The organism is Bradyrhizobium brasilense, from assembly GCF_029714345.1.
GTDB classification, from domain to species: Bacteria; Pseudomonadota; Alphaproteobacteria; order Rhizobiales; family Xanthobacteraceae; genus Bradyrhizobium; species Bradyrhizobium australafricanum.
This window is the reverse complement of sequence record NZ_CP121669.1, coordinates 1,990,465-2,016,134: the sequence shown is the minus strand read 5'-3', so window position 1 is coordinate 2,016,134 and position 25,670 is coordinate 1,990,465. Positions and strand designations below refer to the sequence as shown.

The window sequence follows — 25,670 nt, the reverse complement described above, 5'->3', positions numbered from 1 at the left end:
GTTCGCAGCGTCCGGTGACCAGGGTTGCTCCGCGTCGCGATGACCTTCCGGTTGAACATGCATCCTCTGACTTGCAGCGCCGAACCGACCGGCTTCGCGCCTGCTAGCGTGACCTCACGACGTTGACGGGAGTGGACGGCGGCCTGAACCGCGGTCCGTGGATGCGCCGCATTGCTGGACGCCTGGCTATTGCCGACTTGGCCGCGGGACGCGCCTGCCCCCAATATCTGGCAGCTTCAACCGCGGCTATAACGAACACGACCCACAGCATTTCGAAGCCGCGCATCCACGTGCTCTCGAGACCGTTGGTAATGGCAACGTAGAGAACGATCGACAGCAGGATCCATGCCCGCGAACGATCAAACCGCGCCAGGCGACCAATGCCGTGTATCGTCGCAAGGATGAACGCGACAAGCAGGAAAAATCCCGCATAGCCTAGTTCAAGCAACGTGTCTTCATACCCATTGTGGGCGTTGGGCATCTCCTTGACCCAGCCCGGCGCTTCCACGATGCTCGGCGCGTCGGGCCCAACCAGCCAGAACGATTGATAACCCCAGCCCAGCAGCGGCTTCTTTGCGATTTGCATGTTTGCAAAATCCCAAATGATGGTACGGCCCGTGAAAGTCGAATCGCCGTACAGCATGTACGATACGCGATTCATGCTGAAGCCGGTGACGAACGAAAAGACCATCCAGCAAATCGGTATCGATACGACAATCACCCACACCGGAACGCGGGTAGCCCTGGAAAGCTTGAGCAAGGTCCAGGCGAACGCCGGGACAAGCACCGCAAGACCAAGCGCCGTCTTTGAATTGCTCAGCAGCAGCAGCGCGACAGACATGAGCGCGGTAACGATGCCGAGAACCCGTCGCCGTCCGGGATGAAGCAGCTCATGGAGCGCAAGCAGGAATGCAACGGCAGCGCATTCGCCTAGATAGTTCTTGCCCGAGAAATAGCCGGGGTAGCCCCATGTGGCGAACTTCACGTCGATCGGCGGCCTGCCCATGACGAACAGCATGTTCAGCACGGCAGCGATAAAGAAGCACCAGAACAGGCCGCGCAGCAGGTCGGTCGATCGAGTTGCAACGATCGCCGGGAGCGCGATCGAGGCAATGATCATGGCCTGCTGCGCAAACCTGATCCCCGAAGCCTCCGGCTTGAATGCCCAGGCAACGCTCGCCCCCGCCAGCGCAAGATAGGCAAACAGTATGATCAGGATCGGCGGAAAGCGGAGTCGCGACCGATTGCGCAGCGCAACGACGAGCGCGACTGCGGACAGGATCGGCCAAAAGATTTTGCTCTCTGGTCGAGCTTCCAAAAGACAGGCCGAGTCCGTCGGACTACAGGTCACGAGGATCAGGGGAAAAGCAATCGTGGCGTAGACACAAGCCAGCAGCGGGATGATCGCGTATCTATCGATTATCCGACCGGACGGAGCCGCCAAGCCTGGTCGCTGAGAACGCAATACGGCTTCGTGCATGCTCGGTGCCCGTCAACTCCCGTCGCCAAGGCAGCACGCTGATCGTTAATCGCCTGCCTTGCCCGATCGTGGGGCCGCGCAGCGAAACGATCAGCCTCTTCAATGGCGCTGGCGCCAACACGTACTCAGACACGGCTCCGAACACCAACGATAAGTCAATCTTTCCTGAATTTTTATAGTGAACGCTTCGTTAACGCTTGTCCCCTAGCGTGGCGCACAGGGCGGGCTGTTTCGCTTGGTCGATTGATATTCCGGGAAATTGTGGATGCCGCGTAAGTACATGTTTACTCGCGCAAATTTCTTCCGAGCCTGTGTCCGACAGTACGGCGGCCGATGCCGGACGGCGACGACCGTAAGCGGCGCGCAAACAAGCGCGAAGAAGAGACCGGCGTTTACCAAGACTCCGTTCGTTAATCTTCGTTAACCAGGGTCCAATGTCGTGCCGAGAAGTGCAGGCAAGAGTAGTCAACGAACGCCGTGCCTGACCACTCGCGAAGTGGCGCCGGCGCATTCGGCTGGCAATTCCTCGCGTCTCAGTGGCCGCCTGTTGGGCGCCCTGGCCATCACAGCGACAATCGCGCTCGCTGGCTGCTCGACCATGCCGACCTCGGGACCGGCAAGCTCCTATGTCCGCGCGGGGCAGACCGACCCTGAAAGCGTGCACTATGCTCTGGTGCGCCTGACGGCTGACACCGAGAGGGTCCTGGTGCGCAACTCCAGGCGGATCGACCGTGTTTTCACGGATCGCCGCGGCCCGCCCGAGATTCGCTTTGGCATCGGCGACACGGTCAGCGTGACGCTGTTTGAATCGATGGCCGGTGGCCTGTTTACTCCGACCGAAGCCGGCACGCGTCAGGGAAACTATGTCACGTTGCCCAATCAGGCCGTGAATTACAAAGGCAACATCACGGTTCCGTATGGTGGCTCGATCCGCGCTGCGGGCCGGACGCCGGAGGAAGTCCAGAATGCGATCGTGAAGTCCCTGCAGGACCGTGCGATCGAACCACAGGCAGTGGTTGCGCTGGTGGATCAGAAGGCAACGTCGATCAGCGTATTGGGCGAGGTCGGAACGCCTGCACGCTTGCCTGCAAGCGCCAGCGGCGAGCGGCTGCTCGACATCATCACACGCGCGGGCGGCCCCAAGAATCCTGGCTTCGATACCTGGGTGACCCTCGAACGCGACGGCCGGCAGGGTACCGCACCGTTCGGATCGCTGCTCAGCCAACCGGCAAACAACATCTTTGTTCGTCCCCAAGACACGGTGTACGTATTCACGCAGCCGCAAACCTTCCTCGCGATGGGCGCCTCCGGGCAACAGGGGCAGTTCTCGTTTGGAGCCTGGCGCCTGACACTGGCCGAGGCCATGGCGAAGGCAGGCGGCCTCAAGGATGATCACGCCGACCCTGGATCCGTGTTTATCTACCGAGGAGAGCCACGCGAAGTTGCCAAGCAGCTCGGCGTCGACTGCACTCGCTATAGCGGCCCCCTTGTCCCCGTTATCTATATTCTCGATTTGAGAGATCCCGGCGGCTACTTCATCGCGACAGAATTCGAGATGCGGAATAAAGATGTCATCTTCGCGTCCAACGCAAATTCTGTCGAAGCGACAAAGTTCATGACTTACCTTCGGATGATCATCGGCACAGTGAGCGATCCAATCGTCGCCGGGATCGATGCCTACACGCTGAAGGGACTCGCCAACGGCAGCATCTCTGGCGCGACAACCATCGTTACGTCGTCCCGATGACGACAATTGGCCTGGCGGAATCGGCTCGCGCGGCAGGTATGCTGCCGGCAACCGAATCCGCCGAGGCAACAGTCCGCGACCGGTGGCCCCGTCTTCACGGACACATTCCTGCGCTCGACGGGGTGCGGGGACTTGCCATCGTCATGGTGATGCTACTGCACTTCGTCGGCAATACGATGCCGACCAACGCTGTCGAGAAGATCGTCGTCGGAATCACCAACTACGGCTCTTATGGCGTCGAGTTGTTCTTCGTCCTGTCCGGCTTTCTCATCACCGGAATCCTCTATGATTCACGGGAGGAACCGAACTTCTTCCGCAATTTCTATATACGGCGCGTGCTGCGCATTTTTCCGCTTTACTATGGCGTGCTCGCACTTGTCTTCTTCGTCGCTCCGCTTGTGAGCCCGCTGCGTGGTCCGACCCTCGACTATCTGATAGATCGTCAGGCCTGGGCCTGGCTGTACGGAGTCAACGTCTACATCGCATGGAACGGTGACTGGTCATTCTCGTATCTGGAGCATCTCTGGTCGCTTTGCATCGAAGAACATTTCTATTTCTTCTGGCCGCTCGTCGTATATCTGGTCGCGAAGCAACCGAGAAAGTTGATTGCGGTCAGCCTCGGCCTATCGGTCGCTGCGATGCTCGCTCGCCTGGGCGGCTCCTTGGCCGGACTTAGCTGGTGGACAACCTACGTGTTGACACCGTTTCGCCTGGACGGTCTGGCCCTTGGCGCCTTTCTCGCCGTGGTGGTCCGACAACCGGGCGGACTTCAGCGACTTATGGGCGCCCTTCCATACGTTGCGACCACTGCATTTGGCTTGCTTTCCCTGACTTTCATCTGGACGCGCCTGGTGACCGACCAAGGTAACGCTTTCGTCCTTCCGATTCGGTCTTCCATCATCACCGTGCTGTTGGCTTGTCTCCTCATCTGGGTGCTTGTTGCGCCAAAGCGTTCCTTGGTATCGCGCCTTTTCTGCAGCCGACCGCTGATGCTTCTCGGGACCTATAGCTACGGCCTGTACGTCTACCATCACTTTATATCGTACTATCTCGTGACTCACCGAACCGAACTGGCACTCGGCGAATGGCTCGGCTCTCACAGCGCAGCCGTGGCAATACAGGCGACAGCGGGAGCACTCGTCTCGCTGCTGATCGCTTATCTGAGCTATGAATTCGTCGAAAAGCGCTTCCTGGACCTGAAGCGGTTCTTCAACGCTCGGCGCACCGTTGCTGCTGGCGAAGCGTTGGCGCCTTCCCATCCGTACCGCAACTGATGGCGAGCCTCGTACGGTAAAAACCCTCGAGAGCGCGAGCTGCTGAACTCCAGGCATACTTGCTTTCGGCCAAATGCCTCGCGGAACGTCCGAGATCCGCAGCGCGATCGGCATCACCCAGCAAGCCGCTGACACGGGCGGCAAAGCTCTCGACATCGTCCGCGATCATGATGTCACGATCCGGCACGGCCTCGATCCCCTCGGCGCCCAGGGTTGTCGAGACGATTGCCTTGCCCATCGCCATAGCCTCGACAATCTTGAGCCGTGTCCCGCCTCCCAATCGCAGAGGGACGACGACGACCGCGGCCTCGGCAAGATGCGGCCTCAAATCCGGCACGAAGCCGGTGAACTCGATTCGGGGACCTGCCAGCGCCAACAGGGCGGGTGGCGGCGACCCGCCAATGATCTTCCAACGCGCATCCGGATGGCTGGCCGCGATGCGCGGCCATATATCGTTGACGAAGTGGATGACACCGTCGACATTCGGTGCATACGACAAGAGGCCAAAGAATACGACGGTGCGCCCGTCGGGCTTCGGATCGTCGGCACGCGGGCGATAGAACTCGATATCCGCGGCATTGGGAATGACAGTAGTCCTGGCTTCCGGCACTTCTTCAAGCAGCCGTCGTTCGTCAGCAGCGCTGCACAGATAGACGCCATCCGCGTCACGATAGGTCCCGAGCTCCTCCTTCCGAAGCTTGCGCCAATTGACTTCGGAATAAAGGCGACGAAACAAGCTGTCGCCGCTTTGGGCGTACTGGCGGGCAAGGTCGTAGTCGATATTGTGAGAATCCACGACCAATACCGGAAGCTTCTCTCCTGCCGGCGCCTTGCGCAGTTCGTAGTGACCAAGGAACGTGAACTCGAGATTAACCACGTCGAAGCGCGTCGACCCAAGCAAGTCATCCAGCGTCTGACGCACGACGTCTGCCGTGATTCGCAAACGCTCGAAGCTGAGGGGCGATACCAGGGAGCGCAGTTGAAGCAGGCGCTTCGGCATCCCATCGCGACCGAACGGGTTACGCACGAGCACCACCTTGCGGCAGTAGGCCTGCATGGCAGCTCGGCATTCCTCGATGTCGTGCTCGTCGTCCACGAGCATGACTGCCGTCAGGTCATGGCGCTGAGCCAATTCCGTCATCAAACCGTGCATGCGCGCCTGCGCGCCGATCCGCGGCGGGCTCGCAGGCATCTGTGACACGAAGAGAATATTTAGGCGGTCTGAGTGCATCGATCCAAACCTGCCTGCCGACGTCGACAGGTACTGAGATGCTCGCTGGGGCCCACATTCACATAGCTCGGCTTACTCAATGCTTAAGCCTGCGCTTTGCGTTAATAGTTGCCTCGTTCCTCTTAACGAAACAATGATAGAAAGGCGGCGTGTCCATTTATCCGCTTGGATTTTCGACGTAGAAGCATTGCCGAAGCAGTCTTGGTAGGTTCTCCGCAACGTTACCTCGTGCGGGCCAGCTCAAGCTCAAGCCGCGAAGGCGACGATTGAATGTGCGGTATCTCGGGTATCATCGGCCGGCTTGACGAAAACAACCGGGCCGCGCTCGCTCGGATGAGCAAGGCCATGATCCATCGCGGGCCGGACGGCCATGGCTCGTGGGCTTCAACGCCGGATGCCCGCGGCTGGGGTGTCATGCTTGATCACCGCCGCCTCTCGATCCTCGATCTGTCGTCCGCCGGCGCTCAACCGATGGTGGACGATACAACCGGGCACGTGATTTCGTTCAACGGCGAAATCTACAACTATGTCGCCCTGCGCAAACGCCTCGAGAGCGAAGGGCAGTCTTTTCGGTCCAGCGGCGACACCGCCGTCATGCTGCGGGCACTCGGCCTGCATGGCCTGGAGGCCGTCGGATGGCTGCGCGGCATGTTCGCATTCGCAAGCTGGGATCCGCAACAGCGACGACTTCTGCTTGCGCGCGACCAGCTCGGCATCAAGCCGCTCTATATCGCGCAGTCCAGCAATCCGAACACGACGTGGTCGCTGATATTTGCATCCGAATTGCGTGCATTGCTGGCCTCAGGCTTGCTCGGAACGCCGCGTCTTGATCCGCAGGCGGTTGCGAGCAACGTATGGAACGGGTTTGTTGTCGGCCCTTGCACCGCCGTTCAGGGCGTTGAACTTCTTGCACCGGGTCACTACGCCGAGTTTGACGGGACAGGCCGTAAAATAAGCGAGCACGATTTCTGGCGCATTCCCGGAGAGTCGCCAAAACCGACAATGGACGAAGCGACGCTTGCCTCGATCCTCGACGAAGGGATGAAGCTTCACCTCGCCAGTGATGTGCCGCTCGCGGTTTTCCTGTCGGGCGGCATCGATTCCTCCGCGATGGCAAATCTCGCGCAACTGACCGCTGACGCCCCGGTTCATACTTTCACGCTCGCGTTCGAGGACCAGCAGTTCAACGAAGCGCCGTTCGCAAGGCAGACCGCTGCGGCAATCGGCACTCAGCATCATGAGGTGGTGTTGTCCGAGCAGCGGTTCGTCGACAGTCTGGACGACGCGCTCGATAGTCTCGACCAGCCAACCTTCGATGGACTGAACGCCTATTTCATCTCCCGGGCCATTCGCCAAGCAGGCTTTACCGTCGCGCTGTCAGGAACCGGGGGCGACGAGCTGTTCGGCGGGTATCCGACATATCGCGATCTTCCGATCTTGCAGCAGTGGTGTCATCGGGGCCGCACATTTCCCAGAAAATGGCAGGCCAGGGCTGCAGCTTTGTTGACTTGGCCCCTGCGACGATCCTCGCATCCCGTGCCGCCTCAAACGCGCTGGGCGAAGCTTCCGGATATGGTCGATCGTAGCGAGGATCTGCTGGCGTTATACCAGATGGCCTACGCGCTCTTCCTGCCTGGATTTCAGGGTGAATTGCTTGCACCGGATTTCGCGGGCGCGCTCGTGGAAGGCCTTCCCGACGCGATGCGCCGGCGGCTGACGGCCGAAACGGCAGGCCGTACCCCAGTTTCCGCTATTAGCGTGATGGAACAACGTCTCTTTTTGGGTGAACGCCTCCTGCGCGACAATGATGCAGCAAGCATGGCCAGTTCGCTCGAGCAGCGCGTTCCGCTGGTCGACCACGTATTGTTTGAAAGCGTCGACGCCCTGTCGGACCAAGCGCGATATCAGCCCTTGGGGCGCAAAGATATGCTTCGGCGGATCGGATTGCGCGGTCTCGATCCTGCGCTCTTCGAGCGCCCAAAGACCGGCTTCGTCATGCCCTTTGACCGATGGATTCGCCGCGGATTGAAGGACGCCATGGATCGAACCATGCGCGATCCGCAGGCGATCGCGCCCACCGGCCTGAATCCCGACGCGGTTGAGCGACTTTGGCGAGCCTTTCTCGACGGAGCGCCCGGCATGTACTGGTCGCGGGTCTGGTCCATCTACACGTTTGTCCGTTGGTGCCATCGCAACGGCGTTTACGCATGAACAGCGGGTGCCTTCACCGGCTTTCTCGCCGCTCACTCTGACCATTCGTCCAATCGATAACGTCGAACTCGAGCCCTCGCTTCAACATCTCCGCCTCAAGATCGCGGGCATGCCGCTTCCATTCGGCCGTCGATCGGACTCGGAATTTGGGATCTTTGCCGCTTGCCTCGAATTCATCGTCGGCCTCGAGCGCGCCGCGGATAGCTTCGTATATCATCCTCAGACTGGGATCGGTGATGGCACTGCAGGCCATTGGTTTCAGTGTCTCGATCTCGTCGAAGTTTTTGCTCATGGCAATGATCGATCCTCATCTACGCGCGCTAGCGCGCCTTCGATGACCTCGATCTCCTCGCGGAGGATATCGCTCACGATCGACGGCTTGAACCCTGGAATGGTGTGCATCTGAACATCATCTAGCAATTGCTGACGATGGTGCCTCAGCTTTTCCAGGGCTTGGCGATCCTTCAACGAAACGTAGCCGGCAACAATCTGCTCGATGGCTTTCATCGGAAATGCGCTCTACAATAAGAATAACGTACTGCAATCTCTCGATTAAAATGGCCAAATCGCTTCCTGACAAGACCCCCACCTTTGTGCTCGTGCGGCAGCGTTAACGCTCAGTCCGTAAAAACCCGGACCTTCCACGAAATGATTCCGCCGCTTGTCGGAATCCGGCTGAAAGCGAAGAAGCCGGTTCGATTGTCCTTGTCGAGTTACTTCCACGCAACACGATGGGGAGGGTGCGGAAGAACCTGTTGTGCGACCGCTTCGCCGATATCTACTCGGCGCAGGTTCAGCAGCGGACCTGAAACGCGCTGCTGGACCCGCGCTGCGATACCCGTCGCACGGCAGCGCGGATCCTCAAAGATAGCAGCGATGCCATGGACGGCGTTCCGTTCACCGGCTGCGAGCGATGTGTGTGACGCCGGTCAGGAGTGACGCGTAACGACGCCCGTCGGCGTGGCAAAGCCCTGGAGAGTCTTGATCCGCTTCTCGAGCCACCAGCCGAACTCGGGCGACCAATCTTCGAAACGGCTGTTGATGCCGAGATCGTGCGCCCAGTGGTGGGCGATGTTGGGATTGAACTGCGATTGCCGCCCGACGGCAATGAGGTCGGCTTGGCCTTTCTGAAGGATGGCCTCGGCCTGCTGCGCCTCGAGAATGATGCCGACGGCCATGGTGGTGACATCCGCCTCCTTACGCACGCGCTCGGCGAAAGGAACCTGGAAGCCGAGGCTGCGCGGCACTTGCGCCGCCGTAGCCGCGCCGGAGATTCCGCCGGAGGAACAGTCGACGACGTCGACGCCGCGCGCCTTCAGCTCGCACGCGAAGGCGACCGTATCATCCATGTTCCAGCCCTCGACGGTGCCGTCGACGGACGAGACGCGCACGAACAGCGGCATGTCCGCCGGCATTTCGCGGCGCACCGCCTCGACGATCTCGAGCGGCAGACGCATGCGCCCGGCGCGGTCGCCGCCATACTCGTCATTACGTGTGTTGGAGACCGGCGACAGGAACGAGGCCAGCAGATAGCCGTGCGCGGTGTGGATCTCGATGGTGTCGAACCCGGCGGCAACCGCCCGCCTTGCAGCGGCTGCCCAGGTGCCGACCATGGCCTTGCACTCGGCAGTAGTCAATTGCCGTGGCGTTAGCCAGCCCTTGGCGACCGGCTCGGCGGTCGGGCCGACCGGCTGCCAGATCCTGGCGCCGGCTTTCAGATTCTCTTCGGTCAGCGGCCCCATGCCTTGCATGGCGGACTGTGCCGACGACTTGCGGCCGCCATGGCCGATCTGAATGCCGATCGCCGTCCCCTGACGCTTCATGAAGGCGACCAGCGGTTTGAAGCTCTCGGCTTGCTCGTCATTCCAGATGCCGAGATCGTTTTCGTTGGTGAGTCCGACTTCCTCCACCGCCGTCACTTCGACGAAGACGAGCCCGAAGCCGCCGAGCGCATAGCGACCAAGATGTACGAGATGAAACGCTCCGCAGGTATTTCCCGGTTCGCAGCTGTAATGGACCATCGGCGGCACGACCAGACGGTTCTTCAACGTAAGGCCTCGAATCGTGAGTGGCTGGAACAGCATCGGCCGCTCGTCTTCTTTGCCGTTGATCATTTCGCCACTCATGGAACTGTCTCCTTGCATGCTATGGCCGTCCGGTCGTGCCATGGACGGCAAGTCTTCAGGTACGTCTTGGGGGCCCCAGCGACGCGCGCGGGATGAACTCGTTGGGCACGAGCACGCGCCGCGGCTCGTGCGGACCGTCGTTTCGGATGCGATCGAGGAGCATGCCGGCCGCAATCCGGCCGACCTCCGCCTGATCCCAGCCGATGATGGCGACGGCCGGTGAGACGAGCTCGGCGAGCTCGGAATGGCCTGACGCGATCAGCGACACGTCCTCCGGTATCCGCAGGCCTCGCCCGCGCACCGCGCGCAGCACGCCCGACAACATGTCGATGCCGCCGGAAATGATCGCGGTCGGAGGGTTGCGCTGGCCGAGCAATGCCGAGGTGATACGAAATCCCGCGCCGGGCAGGAAGCTCCCGGCGTGAACGAGCGAAGGATCAGGCTCGAGATTTCGCGCGGCAAAAGCCTCCTGATAGCCGCGAACGCGTTCGCGCGCCGGATAGAGCCCGGCGTCGCCGGTGATCAGCGCCACGCGCCGATGACCAAGATCGAGCAAATGACTGACCGCGACACGCATCCCTTCGGCGTGATCGGCCATAACGGCATCAGTCCAATCCGGCTGATCACGATCGATCAGCACGATCGGAATATCGAGATCGCGCAGGAAGGCCTCGAACTCACCGGCGACCGGCGTGTACGGCCCCATCATCACGCCGTCGGCCTGCCGCCGCGACAGCCGGCTGAGCAGCTCTCGCTCACGCTCCTTGCGGCCTTCCGAGTTGGAGATGAGCAGCGAGAAGCCGACCTCGTCCAGCACGTCGTGCGCGGCTTTGACGAAGCCCGCGAGTTGCGGAATGTTGATCTCACGCAAGATACAGCCGATCGTGTGGGTCGACCGGATGCGCATGCTCTGCGCCACCGCATTCGGCGTATAGCCCAGATCATCGATTGCGCGCTGGACCTTCCGGCGGATGTCGGGATGGACGGTGGCATTGGCATTGAGCACGCGCGACACCGTGCCGGTCGAAACGCCCGCTGCGGTCGCCACATCGCGGATCGTCAATTTGCTTCCGCGACCTGCCGTTTGCTGTTCTGCCATCACCATCACCGGGGCTGAGATCTCAATCCCCTGCACAATACGCGGAAGCCAATTCGGCCGCAGGTGCTATCAGCCGGCCGAAGGCAAATGATTTGTGCATTTCTCCACCGTGATCCAAACGGCCTGGCCTCCCGTCCTTGTACCGGGACGATCAGATGGCGTCGGCTTCGACGATATTGCGGCTCATACTTCGAACGCCCACTGCTCTGCCACCAGGCTGTACCGGCCTGCCTCACGCCGCATATGTCCGAACCCGGGGAAATGCAGATGCATGCCGCCGACCAGCATGTCGTCAGTGACCACCATGTCGAACATCATCTGACGAGCGGCCGCGGCGGCCTTGGGGTCGGTGTCGAATTCCATTGTCACTTCCGGACGTGCAACCTGGATCTCCGGCACATGGACCGTGTCCCCCCAAACCACCATTGATTCGCGGCCGCGCGATACGACATAGGCGGCGTGGCCGGGGGTATGACCGTGGATCGGGATCGCCGTGACGCCCGGGAGCACCTCGCCCTTCCGGAATGTCTTGACGCGATCGGCAGCCATATAGGGCTTCAGCTGGGTGCGGCCGGCCTCGAAATAGCGGCGCCGGGGCCGCTCGGCCGCCTTGGCCATCGCCTCGTCGTTGAACCAGTGATTGATCTCGTTCTCATGGACGATGACTTCCGCATTGGGAAACAGCCGCGTTCCGGTTGCGGCATCTGTCAGCCCGTTGGAATGGTCGGGATGGACATGGGTCAGCAGCACCGCGTCGACCGAGGCCGGATCGATGCCGGCGGCAGCGAGATTTGCCGGCAGACGGCCGCAGGTCGGCCCCATCAGATCCGCCGATCCGCAGTCGATCAGGTAGGTCCGGTTGTCCATGCGCACGGCAAAGGCGTTGACCGAGATGCGCGGCGGCGAGGTGCGGTGATCGCGCGCCAGAATGGCCTTGGTTTCCTCCTCGGGGATATTGCGAAAGATCGTGTATCCCATGTCGACGTAACCGTCGCTGAGGCCGGTGACCAGCGCATCGCCAAGCCTGCGGTGATAGACTCCTACGACTTGCGTTGAGGGTGAAGTGCTCATTGTGCGTCCCCTTGCCAAAATCTTGCAACGATCGCTGGATCGTCGCGCCTGTGGTGCCAGCTCCGGCCCACGCCAAGTTGCGCCTTCGACCAGAGCCTGATCTGCATCAGCGCGTAGGCCCAGGTGACTGCAAACACGTCCATCACGGGAGCACCGGCGATGCGGTAGACGCCGTGACGAACCAGGAGTTCCGCCAGCACACCTTCCGCCGGAATGATGACGTCAGCGCCGCGCGCCACCAGGCGCTCGGCCGCGGCGGTGAAATTTGCGATGACCGGAGCCGGATCGGCGTAAGCACGCGCCAGCTGCGGCTCGTCGAGCGGCGGATCCATCGCCGCAACCTCCAGCACACGCGCGGCGAGCTTGTGCTTGTCGACCGCAACCTTGGTCATCCACTGCACCGCCGGCGCATTGGAGATCAATGCCACATAGCTGCCGAGCGAGCAGCCGACCAGAAGACCACTCTCGGTCAGCGAGGCGACGGGAATATCCACCGCGGAGCGGATCTCGCGCAGAAACGGCTCGCTGAACGAACCGATCACGAAGGCATCATAACCCTGCCGCTCGGCGGTGATCGCGTTGTCGATCACCCGGCTGAGAATGCGGTGATAGGCGAATGCATTGCCGAGCACCGCAGTGGCCGAAGCGCCGGCGTATGATCTGGACGGAAGCCCGTGGACGACGACCTCGGCGTCGTCGCCAAGGATTTCCGCCGCATGGGCCTCGAGCGCGCGCTTGTAGACTTCGAGATGATCGAGCTCGTTGACCGACTGGTGCCAGATGCGCGGCGTCGATCCCTTCCCAGGCATTGCTGCGCTCATGCGTCGCTCCGGTCGTTGGTCAGGCGCAGCGAGCGGATCGACCCGAGGTCCTCGATATTCCAGAGTTGCTCGAACAGTGCTGCGGCCTGGCCCTGCTTGAACACCCGGGTCGCGCAGTCCATGAACTTATCCTGCAGTTCGTCGCGCGAAAGCGGGCGCTGCCAGCTGCCCTTGGCATGAACCACCGGCGCATGCTCAAGCACTTCGCCCGACGCCAATACGACGCTGACGCGGTCGGCCGGCGCAAACGGCTGGTCGCCCGGCATGATCTCGTCGGTCGTCGTGCAGCGGACCTTGGCGAAGGTAGCGCCGACGTCGGGCCGCGAGACGAACTCATCGGTGAGCTCGGACAGCCCGACACGGCCGGCGATCAGCGCGGCGGTCATCGCGAATTCCATGCTGAACTTGGCCTCGAGACCGGTCTGCGGGTTGGTGTTGCGCAACATCAGCCTTTGGGTGACGCCGGTGTGGACCCGAATTTCCTTCACGTCGTCGGGTTTGAGCTTGTGCGCATTCACCAGGCCAATCATCGCGTCGATCGAACGATGGGTCGCATAGCAGGTCGGATAGCGCTTCACATTGATGCCGAGATCGGCAAGCCGCCAGTTGCGGCCGAGATCGATCGTCCCGTTTTCGATATCCGGCGTGCCCGATGGCGAATGGGCGCGCAAGAAGCCGGTTTGGTGCTCGAGCACGTCCAGCGATGCGGTAAATCCCTGATCGGCAAGGCGCGCGGCAAGCACGCCGGATTGGGCGGTGCGGCCGGCATGCAGCGATTTGGTCATCGTGCCGAAATTGGCGACCAGTCCGGAGGCGAGCGAGGCGGCGATCGCGATCGCATGCGCGGTCTTCGTGGAGTCAAGCTTGCGCAGCCGCGCACAGGCGGCCGCGGTGGCGAGCGCGCCCATCACGGCCGTCGGGTGAAAGCCGCGTTCATGGAGGTGACCGGGCTCCAACGCAATGACCTGCGCCCAGACTTCGTAGCCCGCGGCATAGGCGGCTAGCGCGTCGGCGCCGCTGGAGTCGAGCGACCAGCCTTCGGCCAGGATGGCCGGCACCAGCACAGTGCTCGGATGTCCGGCCAGCGCCACGTCGTCATAGTCGAGCACATGCGCCGCGACGCCGTTGACGAGCGCGGCATCCGGCGCCGCGAGATTGCGGCCCGACGGAACCTCGGGTGCGCCGTCGTTCTGGGTGGACGCGGCCACCATCGCCGACACGATCCGCACCGGCTGCTCGGCGGCGCCAGCGATCATGACGCCGACGCAGTCGATGATGCCGGTCCGCGCCGCCTCGCGGCAGCGGCCGGACAGATCGGACAGCTTGAGGCCGGCTACAAAATTCGCCGTCTGACGCGTGATATCCAGCATGGGTCGTCTCCTCAGTAGGAACGCGGAAGACCGAGCACGTGCTGCGCCACATAGGCCAGCACCATGTTGGTCGAGATCGGGGCTGTCTGGTAAAGACGGACCTCACGCCATTTGCGCTCGACGTCGTATTCCTGCGCAAAGGCGAATCCGCCATGGGTCTGGAATGTCGTATCGGCCGCTTTCCAGGTGGCCTCCGACGCCAGCAGCTTGGCTATGTTGGCGTCTGCTCCGCAGGGCTGCCCGGCCTGGAACAGCGCGGCGGCACGGCGGCACATCATGTCGGCGGCTTCGAGTTCGGCGTAGGCACGCGCCAGTGGAAACTGGATGCCCTGATTCTGGCCGATCGAGCGGCCGAAGACGCGCCGCTCATTGGCATAGGCGACGCCCTTGCCGAGCAGCCAGCGTCCGTCGCCCACACATTCAGAGGCGACCAGGATCCGCTCGGCGTTCATGCCGTCGAGGATGTAGCGAAAGCCCTTGCCTTCCTCCCCTATGAGATTGGCGACCGGCACTTTCAGGTTCTCGATGAACACCTCGGTCGTGTTGTGATTGACCATCGCCTTGATCGGGCGGATTTCGACGCCGTTGCCCTTGGCCTCACGCAAGTCGACGAGGAACACCGAAAGTCCGTCGGTGCGCCGCTTCACCTGATCGACCGGACTGGTGCGCGCCAGCAGCAGCATCAGGTCGGAGTGTAGCGCCCGCGACGTCCAGACCTTCTGGCCGTTGACGACATAGACGTCGCCCTGACGCTCGGCGCGGGTCTTGAGCTGGGTGGTATCGGAGCCGGTATTGGGTTCGGTTACGCCAAAGGCCTGCAGCCGCAGCCGGCCCGCCGCGATCTCCGGCAGGTAGGTCCGCTTCTGGGTCTCGTTGCCGTGACGGAGCAACGTACCCATGATGTACATCTGGGCATGCGCGGGACTGGCGCTGCAGCCGTTCGCATTGATCTCTTCGAGGATTACCGCGGCCGCACGCAGCGGCAGGCCCGAACCTCCGTATTCCTCCGGGATCAGCGCGCCGAGGAATCCCGCTTCCGTCAACGCCGCGACGAATTCGGTCGGATAGGCGCTTTGATCGTCGAGCTTGCGCCAGTATTCGCCCGGAAAGCCCTTGCAGATCTGCCGCACCGTGTTGCGCAGGTCGGAGAAATCTTCGCCCAACGCGACGGTGACCTCCATGTCGGCGGTTTGGGCGGCGTCGTGATAGTTCATGTCATATCCTTTCAGGCGGCCGCGCTGGCCGACACGCGGAACGTTTTGGGCAGGCCGGCGCGGGCGATCGCGCCGGAGAACCGTTCGCCGGGCAGCCAGCTCTCGACCTCGCGTCGCAAGGCAACCAGCCGCTCGACATCGGCGCCGGTATCGAAACCGAGTTGCTCGAGCAGGAAGACGGTATCCTCGGTGTCGATGTTGCCCGTGGCGCCGGGTGCGAACGGACAGCCGCCGAGTCCGGCGAGGGATGCGTCGAAGGCGCGTACACCCGCATCCAGTGCCGCCGTCACATTGGCGAGACCGAGACCGCGCGTGTCGTGGAAGTGGCAGGCGACCGGCAGTGGACGCACCGCTGCGATCACCGCGCCCATCAGGCGGCGAACCTGACCCGGATCGCCATAGCCGACCGTATCGGCGACGATGATCTCGTCGGCGCCCATCCCGGCGAGCCGCACCGCGATCTCGACCACTCGTGCCTCCGATACCGCCCCCGAGATGGTGCAGCCGAACGCGGTCGCGATGCCCGCACCAAGTCCGATTCGTGCTCCGGGGCGCTGATCGCGCGCCGCGGCGATGCGCGCGAAGTCCTGCAGCGACTCCTCGGTGCTGCGGCGAACATTGGCCTGATTGTGCTCCTCGCTCGCCGACAGCACGTAGTTGACGATTGGCACACCGAGCGCGAAGGCGCGCTCGGCCCCCTTCAGATTCGGAACCAGAACCGACGGCCGCAAGCCCGGCATCGCCAGCGCGCCGCGGGCCACCTCCTCCGCGTCGGCAAATTGCGGGATCACCTTGGCCGGCACGAACGAACTCACCTCGATCTCGCGGATTCCGGCCTCCACCGCGCCACGGCACCAGGCCAGCTTGCGCGCGCTCGGCAGGATGGTTTTGACCATCTGAATGCCATCGCGGGGTCCGACCTCGCGAACATGGGCTTTCTCACGCATTTCGCGCCTCCTCCTACTTGCCTTGAAAGTTGGGTTTGCGGCGCTCGTTGAACGCCAGCACCCCTTCGCGCCGGTCCGCGGTCGGGACCAGACGGTTGTAGGCCTCGATCTCGAAGGCGAGGCCATCGGCGAGCGACATCTGCAAACCGCGATGGATCGCCTGCTTGGCCTGGCGCACCGAGATCGGGCCATTGGCAGCGATGCGATGGGCGATGGCGAAGGTCGCCTCCAGCAATTCCCCTGGCGGCAGCACCTGATTGACCAGCCCCCACTGCTCGGCTTCGGCAGCCGAGAACGGCTGCCCGGACAGGATCAATTCCTTGGCGCGGCGCTCGCCGACGGCGCGCGGCAGATTCTGCGTGCCGCCGCCACCTGGCATGATGCCGAGCGTCACTTCGGTCAGCGCGAAGCGTGCATTGGTCGAGGCGTAGACGAAGTCGAGCGCAGCCGCGATCTCGCAGCCGCCGCCATAGGCCGCACCATTGATCGCGCCGATCACGGGAATCGGACAGCCCAGCAGAGCGCGCAGCATGCGCTCGAAGACCAGATGCTGTGCCTGCCAAGCCTCGTCCGTCATGCCGTTGCGCTGCTTCAGATCGCCCCCGGCGCAGAACGCCTTGTCGCCGTGCCCGGTCAGGATCACCGCGCGCAACCCCTCGATGTCGGTCGAGAAGCCCTCGAACAGTTCCACCAGATCGAGGCCCATCTGGGTGTTCATCGCATTCGACGCTTCCGGCCGGTGCAACGTCACCAGCAGGATATCGCCATCACGCCGTTCGACCTTGATGGTCTGGAAATCAGTTCGCATTGATGGCTCCCTTGCTCGCAGGCTTTCGAAGAATGGCATTGTGCTGGCCGAGCGCCGGCGCAGCGGTGCGTGCGCGCGGTCGCGTACCGTCGAAGGCAAGCGGAACGCCGACGAGATCGATATCGTCGCCAGCACATCGCACCATCATGTCGAGGGCGCGGGTTTGCGGATGCTCCGCAACTTGATCGGTGGTCAGCAGCGGTGCATTGGGAACCCCGGCTCCGTCGAGAATGCCGCCAAGCGCATCGACCGTATACTTACGCACCGCGGCCGCGATTTGCGGGATCAGTCGTTCGCGGTTGACGACCCTTGCCGCGTTGGTCGCGAAGTCAGGATCATGCGCAAGCGCCTCGAGACTCAACGCCACGCACAGCTTGCGGAACAGATTGTCGTTGCCGGCTGCAATCATCAGCCATCCGTCGCACGCCTCAAATGCCTGATAGGGCGCGATTTCCGCGGTGCCCGATCCATAGGGCTTGCGCACCTCACCTGACGCCGCATAGCCGGCCAGCGGAACGGTCATCCACGCGAGCCCGGTCTCGTAAAGCGAGGTCGCAACGCTGCGACCCTGACCGCCCTTGTTGCGCGCCACCAACGCAGCGAGCATGCCGATCACTGCCCACATGCCGGAGCCCATGTCGACCAGCGAGACGCCGACACGCACCGGCGGCCGGCCGCCCTCGCCGGTAACGCTCATGATGCCGGTGCTGGCCTGGGCGAGCGGATCGTAGCCCGGCTTGCTGGCGAGCGGCCCCTTGGCGCCGAACGCGCCGATGTCGCACCAGATCAGCGATGGCTTCGCGGCGCTGAGCGCATCCGCGGTGAGACCAAACCTGTCCAGAATGCCGGGTCGCAGATTCTGGATGACGGCATCGGCCTCGTTCAGGATCAGCGACTTCAGCCTCTCGCAATCCTCCGCCGCGCCGAAATCGACGGTGATGCCTTCCTTGCCGCGATTGAGACTATGGAACACACTTGCCGTTCCGTTCCAGAACGGCGGCCCCCAGCCACGCGCATAATCGCCGCTCTTGGGATTTTCGACCTTGATCACACGCGCGCCGAGATCGGCCAGAATCAGTCCGGCATAGGGGGCGGCCACGCTGTGTCCGAGTTCAACCACGGTGATACCAGCGAGCGGCTTGTCAACGTCCATCAAATCCTCCCGGCTTCCGCAAGGGCCGCCGCCGTTCCTGTTGTCATCAATCGATTCATCATGTCGAGCGGCGTCGCCTTCACGACTTGTCCTGCGCATTGTCGGCAACCAGCACCGCGCCGTTGACGAAGCTCGCGCGGTCGGACAGCGCGAAGACGATCAAATTGGCGAGTTCCTCCGGCGTGCCCCAGCGCGTGTTTCGCATCGAATTGTTTTCCGACCAGCGCTTGCGTTCGGCTTCCGCCTCCTCTTCGCCCAGATCGCGCTTGGCGAGTTCGCGCTCCCATTTTGCAAAACGTTCCGGAGTATTGACGAAACCGGGAACGACGCAGTTGACGCGAATGTTGTGCGGCCCGAATTCGTTGGCGAGAATCTTGGAGAAGCGGATTTCTGCCGACTTGGCCGGACCGGTGCATGACGACAGGAACGGCGGCATCGTCACCATGATCCCGGTTTCGCCCGACACGTTGACGATGCTGCCGCCGTTCTGCTCGATCATGATCGGGATGATGCGCTGACAGATACGGAACTGAGCGAAGAAATTGATCGCCATGCCGTACTGCAATTCCTCGTCGGTGACTTCGAGGAACGGCTTGTAGGTGCCGGTGCCGGCATTGTTGACCAGGATGTCGATGCGGCCGAGACGGTCGCGGGCGACCGCCGGCAGCCGCTCGATCTGCTTCAGATCGGTCACATCAAGCGACAGCGTTTCGACCTTGACGCCGGTGCTCCGCTCGACGTCAGAACGACATTCGGCCAGCGCGTCCTCGCGGCGCGCGCAGACCAGAACCTTGACACCCTCCTCCGCCAGCAGGCGTACGGTCTCGAGACCAATGCCCTTGCTGCCGCCGGTGACGATCGCAGTCTTGCCTTCAAGTCCAAGTTTCATTGGATCGCATCCCTTTGAGATCGGGTCAGGCGGTCGAGCAGCCTGCGCACAGGCATCGATCCGCCACTACGTGCCGAGGCGAAAACCTCGGCCGCAAGGCTGGCGCCTTCGCCGGCCGGAATTCCGGTGCCGGCCAGGCGGCTATCAAAAACCTCGGTGGCGCGGGCTTCGTCCTGGAACACCAGAACCTTGGGCGCCTCGCGCGCGGTCCGGCGAAGACGCGCACCATTTTCCATCTCCAACTCGACGGTCGCGTCGAGATGGGTGCCGACCGCGTCCGGCTCGACGATCGTCTTTCCGACGAGTGCCATGATCTCCCGGTCCTGGCGGTGCTCGACGCCCATCTCGTAGTCGAGGCGGCCGTAACGCAGCATGGCGGCGACCGCAAAGGCGGTGCTGGCCTGGGTCTGCACCGTCCGCGTGAACGGTCCCTTGAAGGACGTTCCCGGATATTGCGTATAGGGCTCCCAGATCGTCACGGTGATCCGCTTCACCTGCGACAGATCGATGCCGTCGCGGTGAAGCACATGCGCCGCCAGCACCGCCGACATGTTGTCGCCCAGGGTTGCGAACGGCTTTGCCATGATGCCGATCATCGTCGCGACATCGGGGCCTCGCTGCCATTGTTCTGGCGTGCGATCGAGGCCGGCAAGCGAGCGCAACAACCCCTTCGGTCCTTCCAGCGCATCGGGCGCCCCCTGGACGCCGCGCGCCGCAAGCTCCGCGGCCACCAGCCCGCCCTGGGCGGCGCGCCCGTTCTGTACGCGCCATTCGTCGGAGCCGCAGCGCACCGGCTCCAGCGTGCCGCCGGTCGTGCACGCCGCGATTGCAACCGCGCTGGTGGACCTCGGTGGATCGAGCCCAAGTGCGGCTGCGGCCGCCGCCGCGGCGCCGATCGTGCCGAAGGTCGGGCTGGTCCGCACGCCCCGGCCGATCAGGCCGCGGGCAACGACTTCACCCGCACCAAGCCATTTGAGCGCGGAATAGCCGACCGTGAGAGCGGTCAATACGGTGCGCAGCGGCGCATCCAGCGTTTCGCCAAGCGACACCGCGACCGGCGCAATCAGGGATCCCGGGTGCGTCCATGAATCGTGGTCGGTGTCGTCCTGAAAATGGGCGTGAACGGCAATGCCGTTGGCGAGAACCGCCTCGGACAGCGCGGCATGTTTGCCGCTCGCCCAGATGCGCGCGGTGCGCGGTCCAGGCAGCACCTCCGCGGACATCGCGCGCGCGGCCGCGGCCGTCGGCTCGTGTCGCGCCGCGAGCGCGAGCCCCAGCGAGTCCAGCAGGCAAATGGCTGCCTTCGTGGCGACATCCGGGGACAGTTCGCTCGCCGACGTCGTTGCGGCGAAGGTCCCGAGCAGCGCAGTGGCGTTCAAAGTAGCGGACATCACAAATACTCCTCGGCAAGCGCAACGTCGCGAATTTCGGCGACGGTGCCGCTCCGCCTGACCTCGCCACCGCGCATCACGTAGCCGCGTGTGGCAAGCTTGAGCGCCGGACGCGCCATCTGCTCGGTCATGAGAATGGTCGTGCCGCGCTGTTGCATATGGCGGATCGCCTCGCTGATCTGCGCGATCCACACCGGCGCGAGCCCGAGGAAGGGTTCATCCAGCAGCAGCAGCTTGGGAAACGAACTCATGGCGCGCGCCAGCGCGACGATTTGCTGTTGTCCACCCGACAATTGTCCGGCCGGCTGGCTGGCGCGCTCCTTCAGGATCGGAAAGATGCCACAAAGCCAGGCCCAGGCTTGACGCTGGCTCGCTCCGCCGTGCCAGCAGGCGCCGCTCAGGACGTTGTCAGCGACCGACATGGTCGGGAATACGCGGCGCCCTTCGGGCGAATACCCAATTCCGGCCCGCGCGCGCCCATCGCAGGATACGGCACTGAGATCACGGCCTGCGAAGCGCACGCTGCCATGCGAGGCCTTGACCAGACCGATGATGGCGTTGATCAGGCTCGACTTGCCGGCGCCATTGGCGCCGATCAGCAGCACCGTCTCGCCCTCGGCGACGTCGATCGAGACGCCGCTGATTGCCGTGATGCCGCCATAGCGGACTTCGAGGTCTTTCACCGCCAGCATCAGGCCGCCTCCTCATCCACTGTCCCGAGATAGGCGTCGATGACATCCTTGCGTGCCAGGACGTCGGCCGGAGCGCCTTCGGCCAGGACACGACCGGAATCGAGCACCAGTATTCTCGGACAGAGGCGGCGCACGAGATCCATGTCATGCTCGACGATCAGGACCCCGCAACCGAGCTCCGTCCTCACGTGGCGCACGAAAGCATCGACCCGCAGGCGCTCCCGCCGCTCGAGGCCGGCCGCCGGCTCGTCGAGCAGCAGGACTTTCGGCCGGGCGGCGCAGGCCAGAATGAGACCGAGCATCTTCTGGAGCCCGTACGGCAGCTTGTCGCTCTGCTCGTCGAGCTGCGGTTCAAGCTCGAACTCGTCGATCAGCGGCGCGACGCTGTCCCATCCGGGCCCACTGCCGCTGAAGCGAAGGGCCCGCGAAATGTTCTCGCGGACCGATGCCATGCGGAAGGTGTTGGTCTGTTGGAAGCTGCGGATAATTCCCATGCGACTGACGGCATGCAGCGGCTTGCCGGTCATATCCTTGCCGTCGAGCCGCACCCGGCCGGTGGTCGGCGGCAACATGCCGCAAATGACATTGATGAGCGTGGTCTTGCCGGCGCCGTTCGGCCCGATGACGCCAAGGACGTCGCCTGGCGGGATGGCGAAGCTGACATTGTCGAAGACATGCAGCCCGCCGAAACGCTTGGAGATGGCTGCGACCTCGAGCAGCGCGCCGCCGTCGGTCCGTCCGGTGCGTTCAGTCGTCATTGCAGGGGCTCCATCGCATTGGGCACGCTCAGCGTCGGCGACGAGGCGACGGTGGAGGACCGCGACGGCGACGATGGCGAAAGCACGCGGACGCCGAGGCGATGGATCGTCCCGACGACGCCCTCGCGCGCGACCAGCACCACCACCACGATCAGGAAGCCGAACAGGAACTGGGAATACTCCCCGCGCAATGCGAAGACGTCTCCCGCCCAGATCAGCAGAGCGCCACCGACAACCGGGCCAAGCATGCTGCTCTTCCCACCGATGATCGCATAGGCAATGTAGTTGACCGATGACAGCGCGCTGAACGAGGTCGGATGAGCGGTGAGCAGCATGTTGACGAGGGCGAAGCCGGCGAGCCCGGATACGCCCGCGGCGATGGCGAAGCCGAACGCCTTGTAGTGCCAGACGACAAGACCAAGACTCTGGGCGAGCAGTTCGTTCTCCTCGATCGCCGCGAAATGCTGGCGCAGCGTGCGGGTCACCGCAGCGGTGACGATAGCGCCGGCGAGCGCCAGGCCGATCGTGACCTGCAGCACCGCGCGGTTGTCGGCGAGTTCCAGCCCGAACAGCGTCACGGCCGGCATCCCGACCAGTCCATTGGACCCGCCGGTCCATCCCGGCGTTTCAAACAGCAACAGTTGCGTGATCTCGGTGAGGACGAACGTGACCAGCACGAAATAGACGCCGGTCAGACGGAGGACCAGCGCGCCGAGCGGCAGCGCGAACAGCGCCGGCACCACGAAGCTCGCAAGCCCCAGCAGCAGCACATCGGTCACGCCGTGACGAAGCCCCAGGATCGCGACAGTGTAACCGCCGATCGCCATGAAGGTCGGCACCGCGAAGGTCATCAGATTCATGCGCAGCATGATGTAGACGCTGAACGCGGCCGTAATCGCGATCAGCATCTGGTTGGCCAGCGAATAGACCATCGGGTTCTGGCTGAGCCAGGGGACTACGAAAGCGGCCGCGATAACCACGACGCTTGCTGCCTCGGCCAGGTCGCCGCGCTTGGAAAGGGTGCGGGCTGTCATGTGCTCAAGCTCCCCGAACCCGGTGACCGAACAGACCCGATGGCTTGACGACCAGCATGACCAGGACGAGCACGAACAGCGCGAGTGCGCCCTTCGAGCCACCGAGATAGACCGCAGAGAACGCCTCCGCCATGCCGACGATGAAAGCCGCGACTGTCGCACCACCGACGCTACCGAGACCGCCGAGAATGACGATCAGGAAGGACGTCGCCAGTACGGGATCGCCGATATGCGGCGCAAGCGACAGGATCGGTGTGACCAGCGCGCCGGTGAGGCCGGCGAGCCCCGTCGCCAGGGCGAAGGCGGCCGGGAACAGAATCGCGGGACGCAGTCCCTGCGCCGTCGCCACCGCGCGGTCATCGGCCAGCGCACGCAACGCGCGGCCGAAATCGGTGTAATAGATCAGGCCGTAGATCGACAGGATCCCGATGATGCAGACGCCCAGCACCACGAGATTCTCGATCGGCACAAAGAAGCCATGGCCGTGAATGACACCGGTCAATGGAAAGGCGAAGGCCGGAGATTGCGGTCCGAACACCACCAATATGCCGCTCGACATCATCAAATAGAGGCCGAGCGTCAGCATCAGCGTCGCCAGATGATCGTCGATCACGCGATCCAGTACGAAGCGTTCGAACAGGAATCCGAGCAGCGTGGTGCCCAGCGCCGCGCAGATCACCGCCAGCGCGTAGGGCATGCCAAGATAGGTCACCGCTGAATAAGCGAGATATCCTCCGAGAACGTAGAAGCCGCCATGCGCGAAATTGACGACTCCGAGAATGCCGAAGATCAGGGTGAAGCCGAGGGCGAGCAGCGCGTACTGCGCACCCAGGCTGATGCCGATGAGGCAGGTGGCGACAAAACCTTGCACGGAGTACCCGCTACTTGCCGCCGGCCGCTTCGACCCTGATGGTCGGTTGCAGCTTGCCTTTTTCCACGAGCCCGACGCCGAACGGGAACGACAGTTCCTGGTTGATGCCGAAGAAATCCTGCCCGATCCAGTGACCGGGACCGATATTGGGATCCTCAACCGGCAACGATCGCAGGGCCTCGGCAACCTTGGCCGTGTCCGAGATGGTACCGGCCTTGGCGATGGCTTTGGTTACCATGCGGGCGGCGGAGACCCACTGAAAGAACAGATTGTTTTCCGGCCGCTCGGCACCGAGCAGCTTCTTGTACTCGTCGGCGATCATTTGCACTTTCTCGTCGATGAGAACCGGCTCGTACCAATAGAAGTCCTTCAGCACCTCGTCGCCACCGGCGACGCGGGAGATTTCGGTGTATCCCGGACCGCCGAGACGTCCGATCGGCCCCTCAAAGCCAGCCTGACGCAATTGCTTCACGATGATGCCGGCGTCGCCAGGGGGCGATGAAGCGAGATCGACGGCGTCGGGCTTCGCGTTCATGATCCGGGTCACGATCGGCGCGAAATTGGTGGTGCCACGCTGATAATATTCTTCGGAAGCGGTGATGCCGGTTCTCCTGTATGCGTCGGCGTCGACGCTCGCGATATCCGTGCCGCCCTGGTCGTTCGGCGCGACCAGCACCACGCTCTTCATGCCGAACTTCTGCTTGGCGATCTTGATGATCGGCTCGGCCCAGCCCGAAGGACCCGGCCCCATGTGGAACACCAGTGGCAACTGCGGCGACAGCGCATCCTTGGCGTAGCCGTTGCCCATCACCAGCATCGAATTGCGCTTGGCGATCGGCTTCACGCCGGTGAGCTCGGGCGAGCCGATCGGGCCGATGATGAATTTAACGCCCTGCCCTGCCAACGTGTTGGCTGCAGCGGCGGCGCCTTCGGCCGTGTATTTGCTGTCGATGGCAACGACGTTGACCTTGCATGGCGCCCCGTCGACCTTGATCAGGCCGTCCCGGTTGGCCTCGGCAGCGACTAGTTCGACCGCGCCGCGCAGCGCGAGGCCCCATTGCGCAGCGGGACCCGACAGAACGCCGACGACGCCGAGCGTCAATTCCTGTCCCGCCGCCATCACCGAAACATTCGAACTGGCCAGCGCAGCGCCGATGGCGATGCCGGACAACAGCAGATTTCTCCGCGTAGTGCTCATCACTCCCCCCGTAATTTGTTGCGGCTCATGCGCCGTCCACTTGTTGCGTGGAAACCCGAAGCGTTCCGCTCCGGGGCCGCGCGTATCGCTCGGCGCCGGGACGCTAGGCGCGCGGAGGCCGCCTTGTCAATGAAACGTTTCATGAAAAATAGGGCAGATCAGCTATGCTTGAGATGAGCCACCGTTCCGGACATGCAATAAATATGAATGATAACAGTAGTTTGTTCTGTCGAGTGAATGATCCATTAGAACTCCAAACGACGCACCGCTACTGACACACCTATG

Annotated in this window: 23 protein-coding genes; 3 read left to right on the top strand and 20 right to left on the bottom strand. The window is 63.0% G+C overall.

Annotated elements, in window-relative coordinates:
* Nucleotides 1-103: 103 nt before the first annotated feature.
* On the bottom strand, nucleotides 104-1,480 hold the full coding sequence (locus QA635_RS09335; protein WP_283068443.1) for an O-antigen ligase family protein: 1,377 nt from the start codon (nucleotides 1,478-1,480) through the stop codon (nucleotides 104-106).
* Nucleotides 1,481-2,027: 547 nt separating this feature from the next.
* On the opposite strand from QA635_RS09335, the gene QA635_RS09330 reads away from it, so the two are divergent.
* On the top strand, nucleotides 2,028-3,227 hold the full coding sequence (locus tag QA635_RS09330) for a polysaccharide biosynthesis/export family protein (protein ID WP_057017391.1): 1,200 nt from the start codon (nucleotides 2,028-2,030) through the stop codon (nucleotides 3,225-3,227).
* Entirely contained in the window at nucleotides 3,224-4,501 is a 1,278-nt protein-coding gene (locus QA635_RS09325) for an acyltransferase family protein (protein ID WP_283068442.1), read from the top strand. Before QA635_RS09330 ends, QA635_RS09325 begins: the two co-directional genes overlap by 4 nt.
* Here QA635_RS09325 and QA635_RS09320 read toward each other — a convergent pair.
* The gene (locus QA635_RS09320) at nucleotides 4,437-5,732 is read right to left on the bottom strand and encodes a glycosyltransferase family 4 protein (RefSeq protein ID WP_283068441.1); all 1,296 of its coding nucleotides are present in this window, start codon (nucleotides 5,730-5,732) and stop codon (nucleotides 4,437-4,439) included. The two genes, QA635_RS09325 and QA635_RS09320, sit on opposite strands and share 65 nt — an antisense overlap.
* 270 nt (nucleotides 5,733-6,002) lie before the next feature.
* Between QA635_RS09320 and asnB the strand changes: the two genes are divergently transcribed.
* On the top strand, nucleotides 6,003-7,943 hold the full coding sequence (gene asnB / locus QA635_RS09315) for an asparagine synthase (glutamine-hydrolyzing) (RefSeq protein ID WP_283068440.1): 1,941 nt from the start codon (nucleotides 6,003-6,005) through the stop codon (nucleotides 7,941-7,943).
* Nucleotides 7,944-7,956: 13 nt separating this feature from the next.
* Here the strand turns inward: asnB and QA635_RS09310 are convergent, their stop codons facing one another.
* From QA635_RS09310 to QA635_RS09225, 18 genes are all read right to left on the bottom strand, one after another.
* On the bottom strand, nucleotides 7,957-8,235 hold the full coding sequence (locus QA635_RS09310) for a hypothetical protein (protein ID WP_253606956.1): 279 nt from the start codon (nucleotides 8,233-8,235) through the stop codon (nucleotides 7,957-7,959).
* The gene (locus tag QA635_RS09305) at nucleotides 8,232-8,450 is read right to left on the bottom strand and encodes a hypothetical protein (RefSeq protein ID WP_076826890.1); all 219 of its coding nucleotides are present in this window, start codon (nucleotides 8,448-8,450) and stop codon (nucleotides 8,232-8,234) included. The genes QA635_RS09310 and QA635_RS09305 overlap by 4 nt, the downstream gene beginning before the upstream one ends.
* A 422-nt stretch (nucleotides 8,451-8,872) precedes the next feature.
* Nucleotides 8,873-10,111: an NADH:flavin oxidoreductase/NADH oxidase gene (locus QA635_RS09300; RefSeq protein ID WP_283068439.1), complete on the bottom strand. Its 1,239-nt coding sequence runs from the start codon at nucleotides 10,109-10,111 to the stop codon at nucleotides 8,873-8,875.
* A gap of 13 nt (nucleotides 10,112-10,124) precedes the next feature.
* On the bottom strand, nucleotides 10,125-11,132 hold the full coding sequence (locus QA635_RS09295; RefSeq protein ID WP_225158765.1) for a LacI family DNA-binding transcriptional regulator: 1,008 nt from the start codon (nucleotides 11,130-11,132) through the stop codon (nucleotides 10,125-10,127).
* A gap of 219 nt (nucleotides 11,133-11,351) precedes the next feature.
* The gene (locus QA635_RS09290) at nucleotides 11,352-12,239 is read right to left on the bottom strand and encodes an MBL fold metallo-hydrolase (protein WP_283068437.1); all 888 of its coding nucleotides are present in this window, start codon (nucleotides 12,237-12,239) and stop codon (nucleotides 11,352-11,354) included.
* Entirely contained in the window at nucleotides 12,236-13,060 is an 825-nt protein-coding gene (locus QA635_RS09285; protein WP_283068435.1) for an aspartate/glutamate racemase family protein, read from the bottom strand. Before QA635_RS09285 ends, QA635_RS09290 begins: the two co-directional genes overlap by 4 nt.
* The gene (locus QA635_RS09280) at nucleotides 13,057-14,430 is read right to left on the bottom strand and encodes an MmgE/PrpD family protein (RefSeq protein WP_283068434.1); all 1,374 of its coding nucleotides are present in this window, start codon (nucleotides 14,428-14,430) and stop codon (nucleotides 13,057-13,059) included. Before QA635_RS09280 ends, QA635_RS09285 begins: the two co-directional genes overlap by 4 nt.
* An 11-nt stretch (nucleotides 14,431-14,441) precedes the next feature.
* Complete coding sequence (locus QA635_RS09275) at nucleotides 14,442-15,644, bottom strand: acyl-CoA dehydrogenase family protein (RefSeq protein WP_016844204.1); 1,203 nt, start codon at nucleotides 15,642-15,644, stop codon at nucleotides 14,442-14,444.
* An 11-nt stretch (nucleotides 15,645-15,655) separates the two neighbouring features.
* Complete coding sequence (locus tag QA635_RS09270; protein WP_283068433.1) at nucleotides 15,656-16,591, bottom strand: hydroxymethylglutaryl-CoA lyase; 936 nt, start codon at nucleotides 16,589-16,591, stop codon at nucleotides 15,656-15,658.
* A 13-nt stretch (nucleotides 16,592-16,604) separates the two neighbouring features.
* Nucleotides 16,605-17,399, bottom strand: a complete 795-nt coding sequence (locus QA635_RS09265) for an enoyl-CoA hydratase/isomerase family protein (RefSeq protein ID WP_283068432.1) — start codon at nucleotides 17,397-17,399, stop codon at nucleotides 16,605-16,607.
* Nucleotides 17,389-18,552 (bottom strand): CaiB/BaiF CoA transferase family protein, encoded by a 1,164-nt coding sequence (locus tag QA635_RS09260; RefSeq protein WP_283068431.1) that lies wholly within the window; start codon nucleotides 18,550-18,552, stop codon nucleotides 17,389-17,391. Before QA635_RS09260 ends, QA635_RS09265 begins: the two co-directional genes overlap by 11 nt.
* A 79-nt stretch (nucleotides 18,553-18,631) precedes the next feature.
* Nucleotides 18,632-19,441, bottom strand: a complete 810-nt coding sequence (locus tag QA635_RS09255; RefSeq protein ID WP_283068430.1) for an SDR family NAD(P)-dependent oxidoreductase — start codon at nucleotides 19,439-19,441, stop codon at nucleotides 18,632-18,634.
* Nucleotides 19,438-20,832, bottom strand: a complete 1,395-nt coding sequence (locus QA635_RS09250; protein ID WP_283068429.1) for an MmgE/PrpD family protein — start codon at nucleotides 20,830-20,832, stop codon at nucleotides 19,438-19,440. The genes QA635_RS09255 and QA635_RS09250 overlap by 4 nt, the downstream gene beginning before the upstream one ends.
* Nucleotides 20,832-21,524 carry an ABC transporter ATP-binding protein gene (locus tag QA635_RS09245; protein ID WP_283068427.1) on the bottom strand — a complete coding sequence of 231 codons (693 nt, stop codon included), beginning with the start codon at nucleotides 21,522-21,524 and terminating at the stop codon, nucleotides 20,832-20,834. Before QA635_RS09245 ends, QA635_RS09250 begins: the two co-directional genes overlap by 1 nt.
* The gene (locus QA635_RS09240; RefSeq protein ID WP_253606946.1) at nucleotides 21,524-22,282 is read right to left on the bottom strand and encodes an ABC transporter ATP-binding protein; all 759 of its coding nucleotides are present in this window, start codon (nucleotides 22,280-22,282) and stop codon (nucleotides 21,524-21,526) included. The genes QA635_RS09245 and QA635_RS09240 overlap by 1 nt, the downstream gene beginning before the upstream one ends.
* Complete coding sequence (locus tag QA635_RS09235) at nucleotides 22,279-23,316, bottom strand: branched-chain amino acid ABC transporter permease (RefSeq protein WP_283068422.1); 1,038 nt, start codon at nucleotides 23,314-23,316, stop codon at nucleotides 22,279-22,281. Before QA635_RS09235 ends, QA635_RS09240 begins: the two co-directional genes overlap by 4 nt.
* A 4-nt stretch (nucleotides 23,317-23,320) precedes the next feature.
* The gene (locus tag QA635_RS09230; RefSeq protein ID WP_283068420.1) at nucleotides 23,321-24,187 is read right to left on the bottom strand and encodes a branched-chain amino acid ABC transporter permease; all 867 of its coding nucleotides are present in this window, start codon (nucleotides 24,185-24,187) and stop codon (nucleotides 23,321-23,323) included.
* Between the two features lie 10 nt (nucleotides 24,188-24,197).
* On the bottom strand, nucleotides 24,198-25,385 hold the full coding sequence (locus tag QA635_RS09225; protein WP_283068419.1) for an ABC transporter substrate-binding protein: 1,188 nt from the start codon (nucleotides 25,383-25,385) through the stop codon (nucleotides 24,198-24,200).
* Between the last annotated feature and the right edge of the window lie 285 nt (nucleotides 25,386-25,670).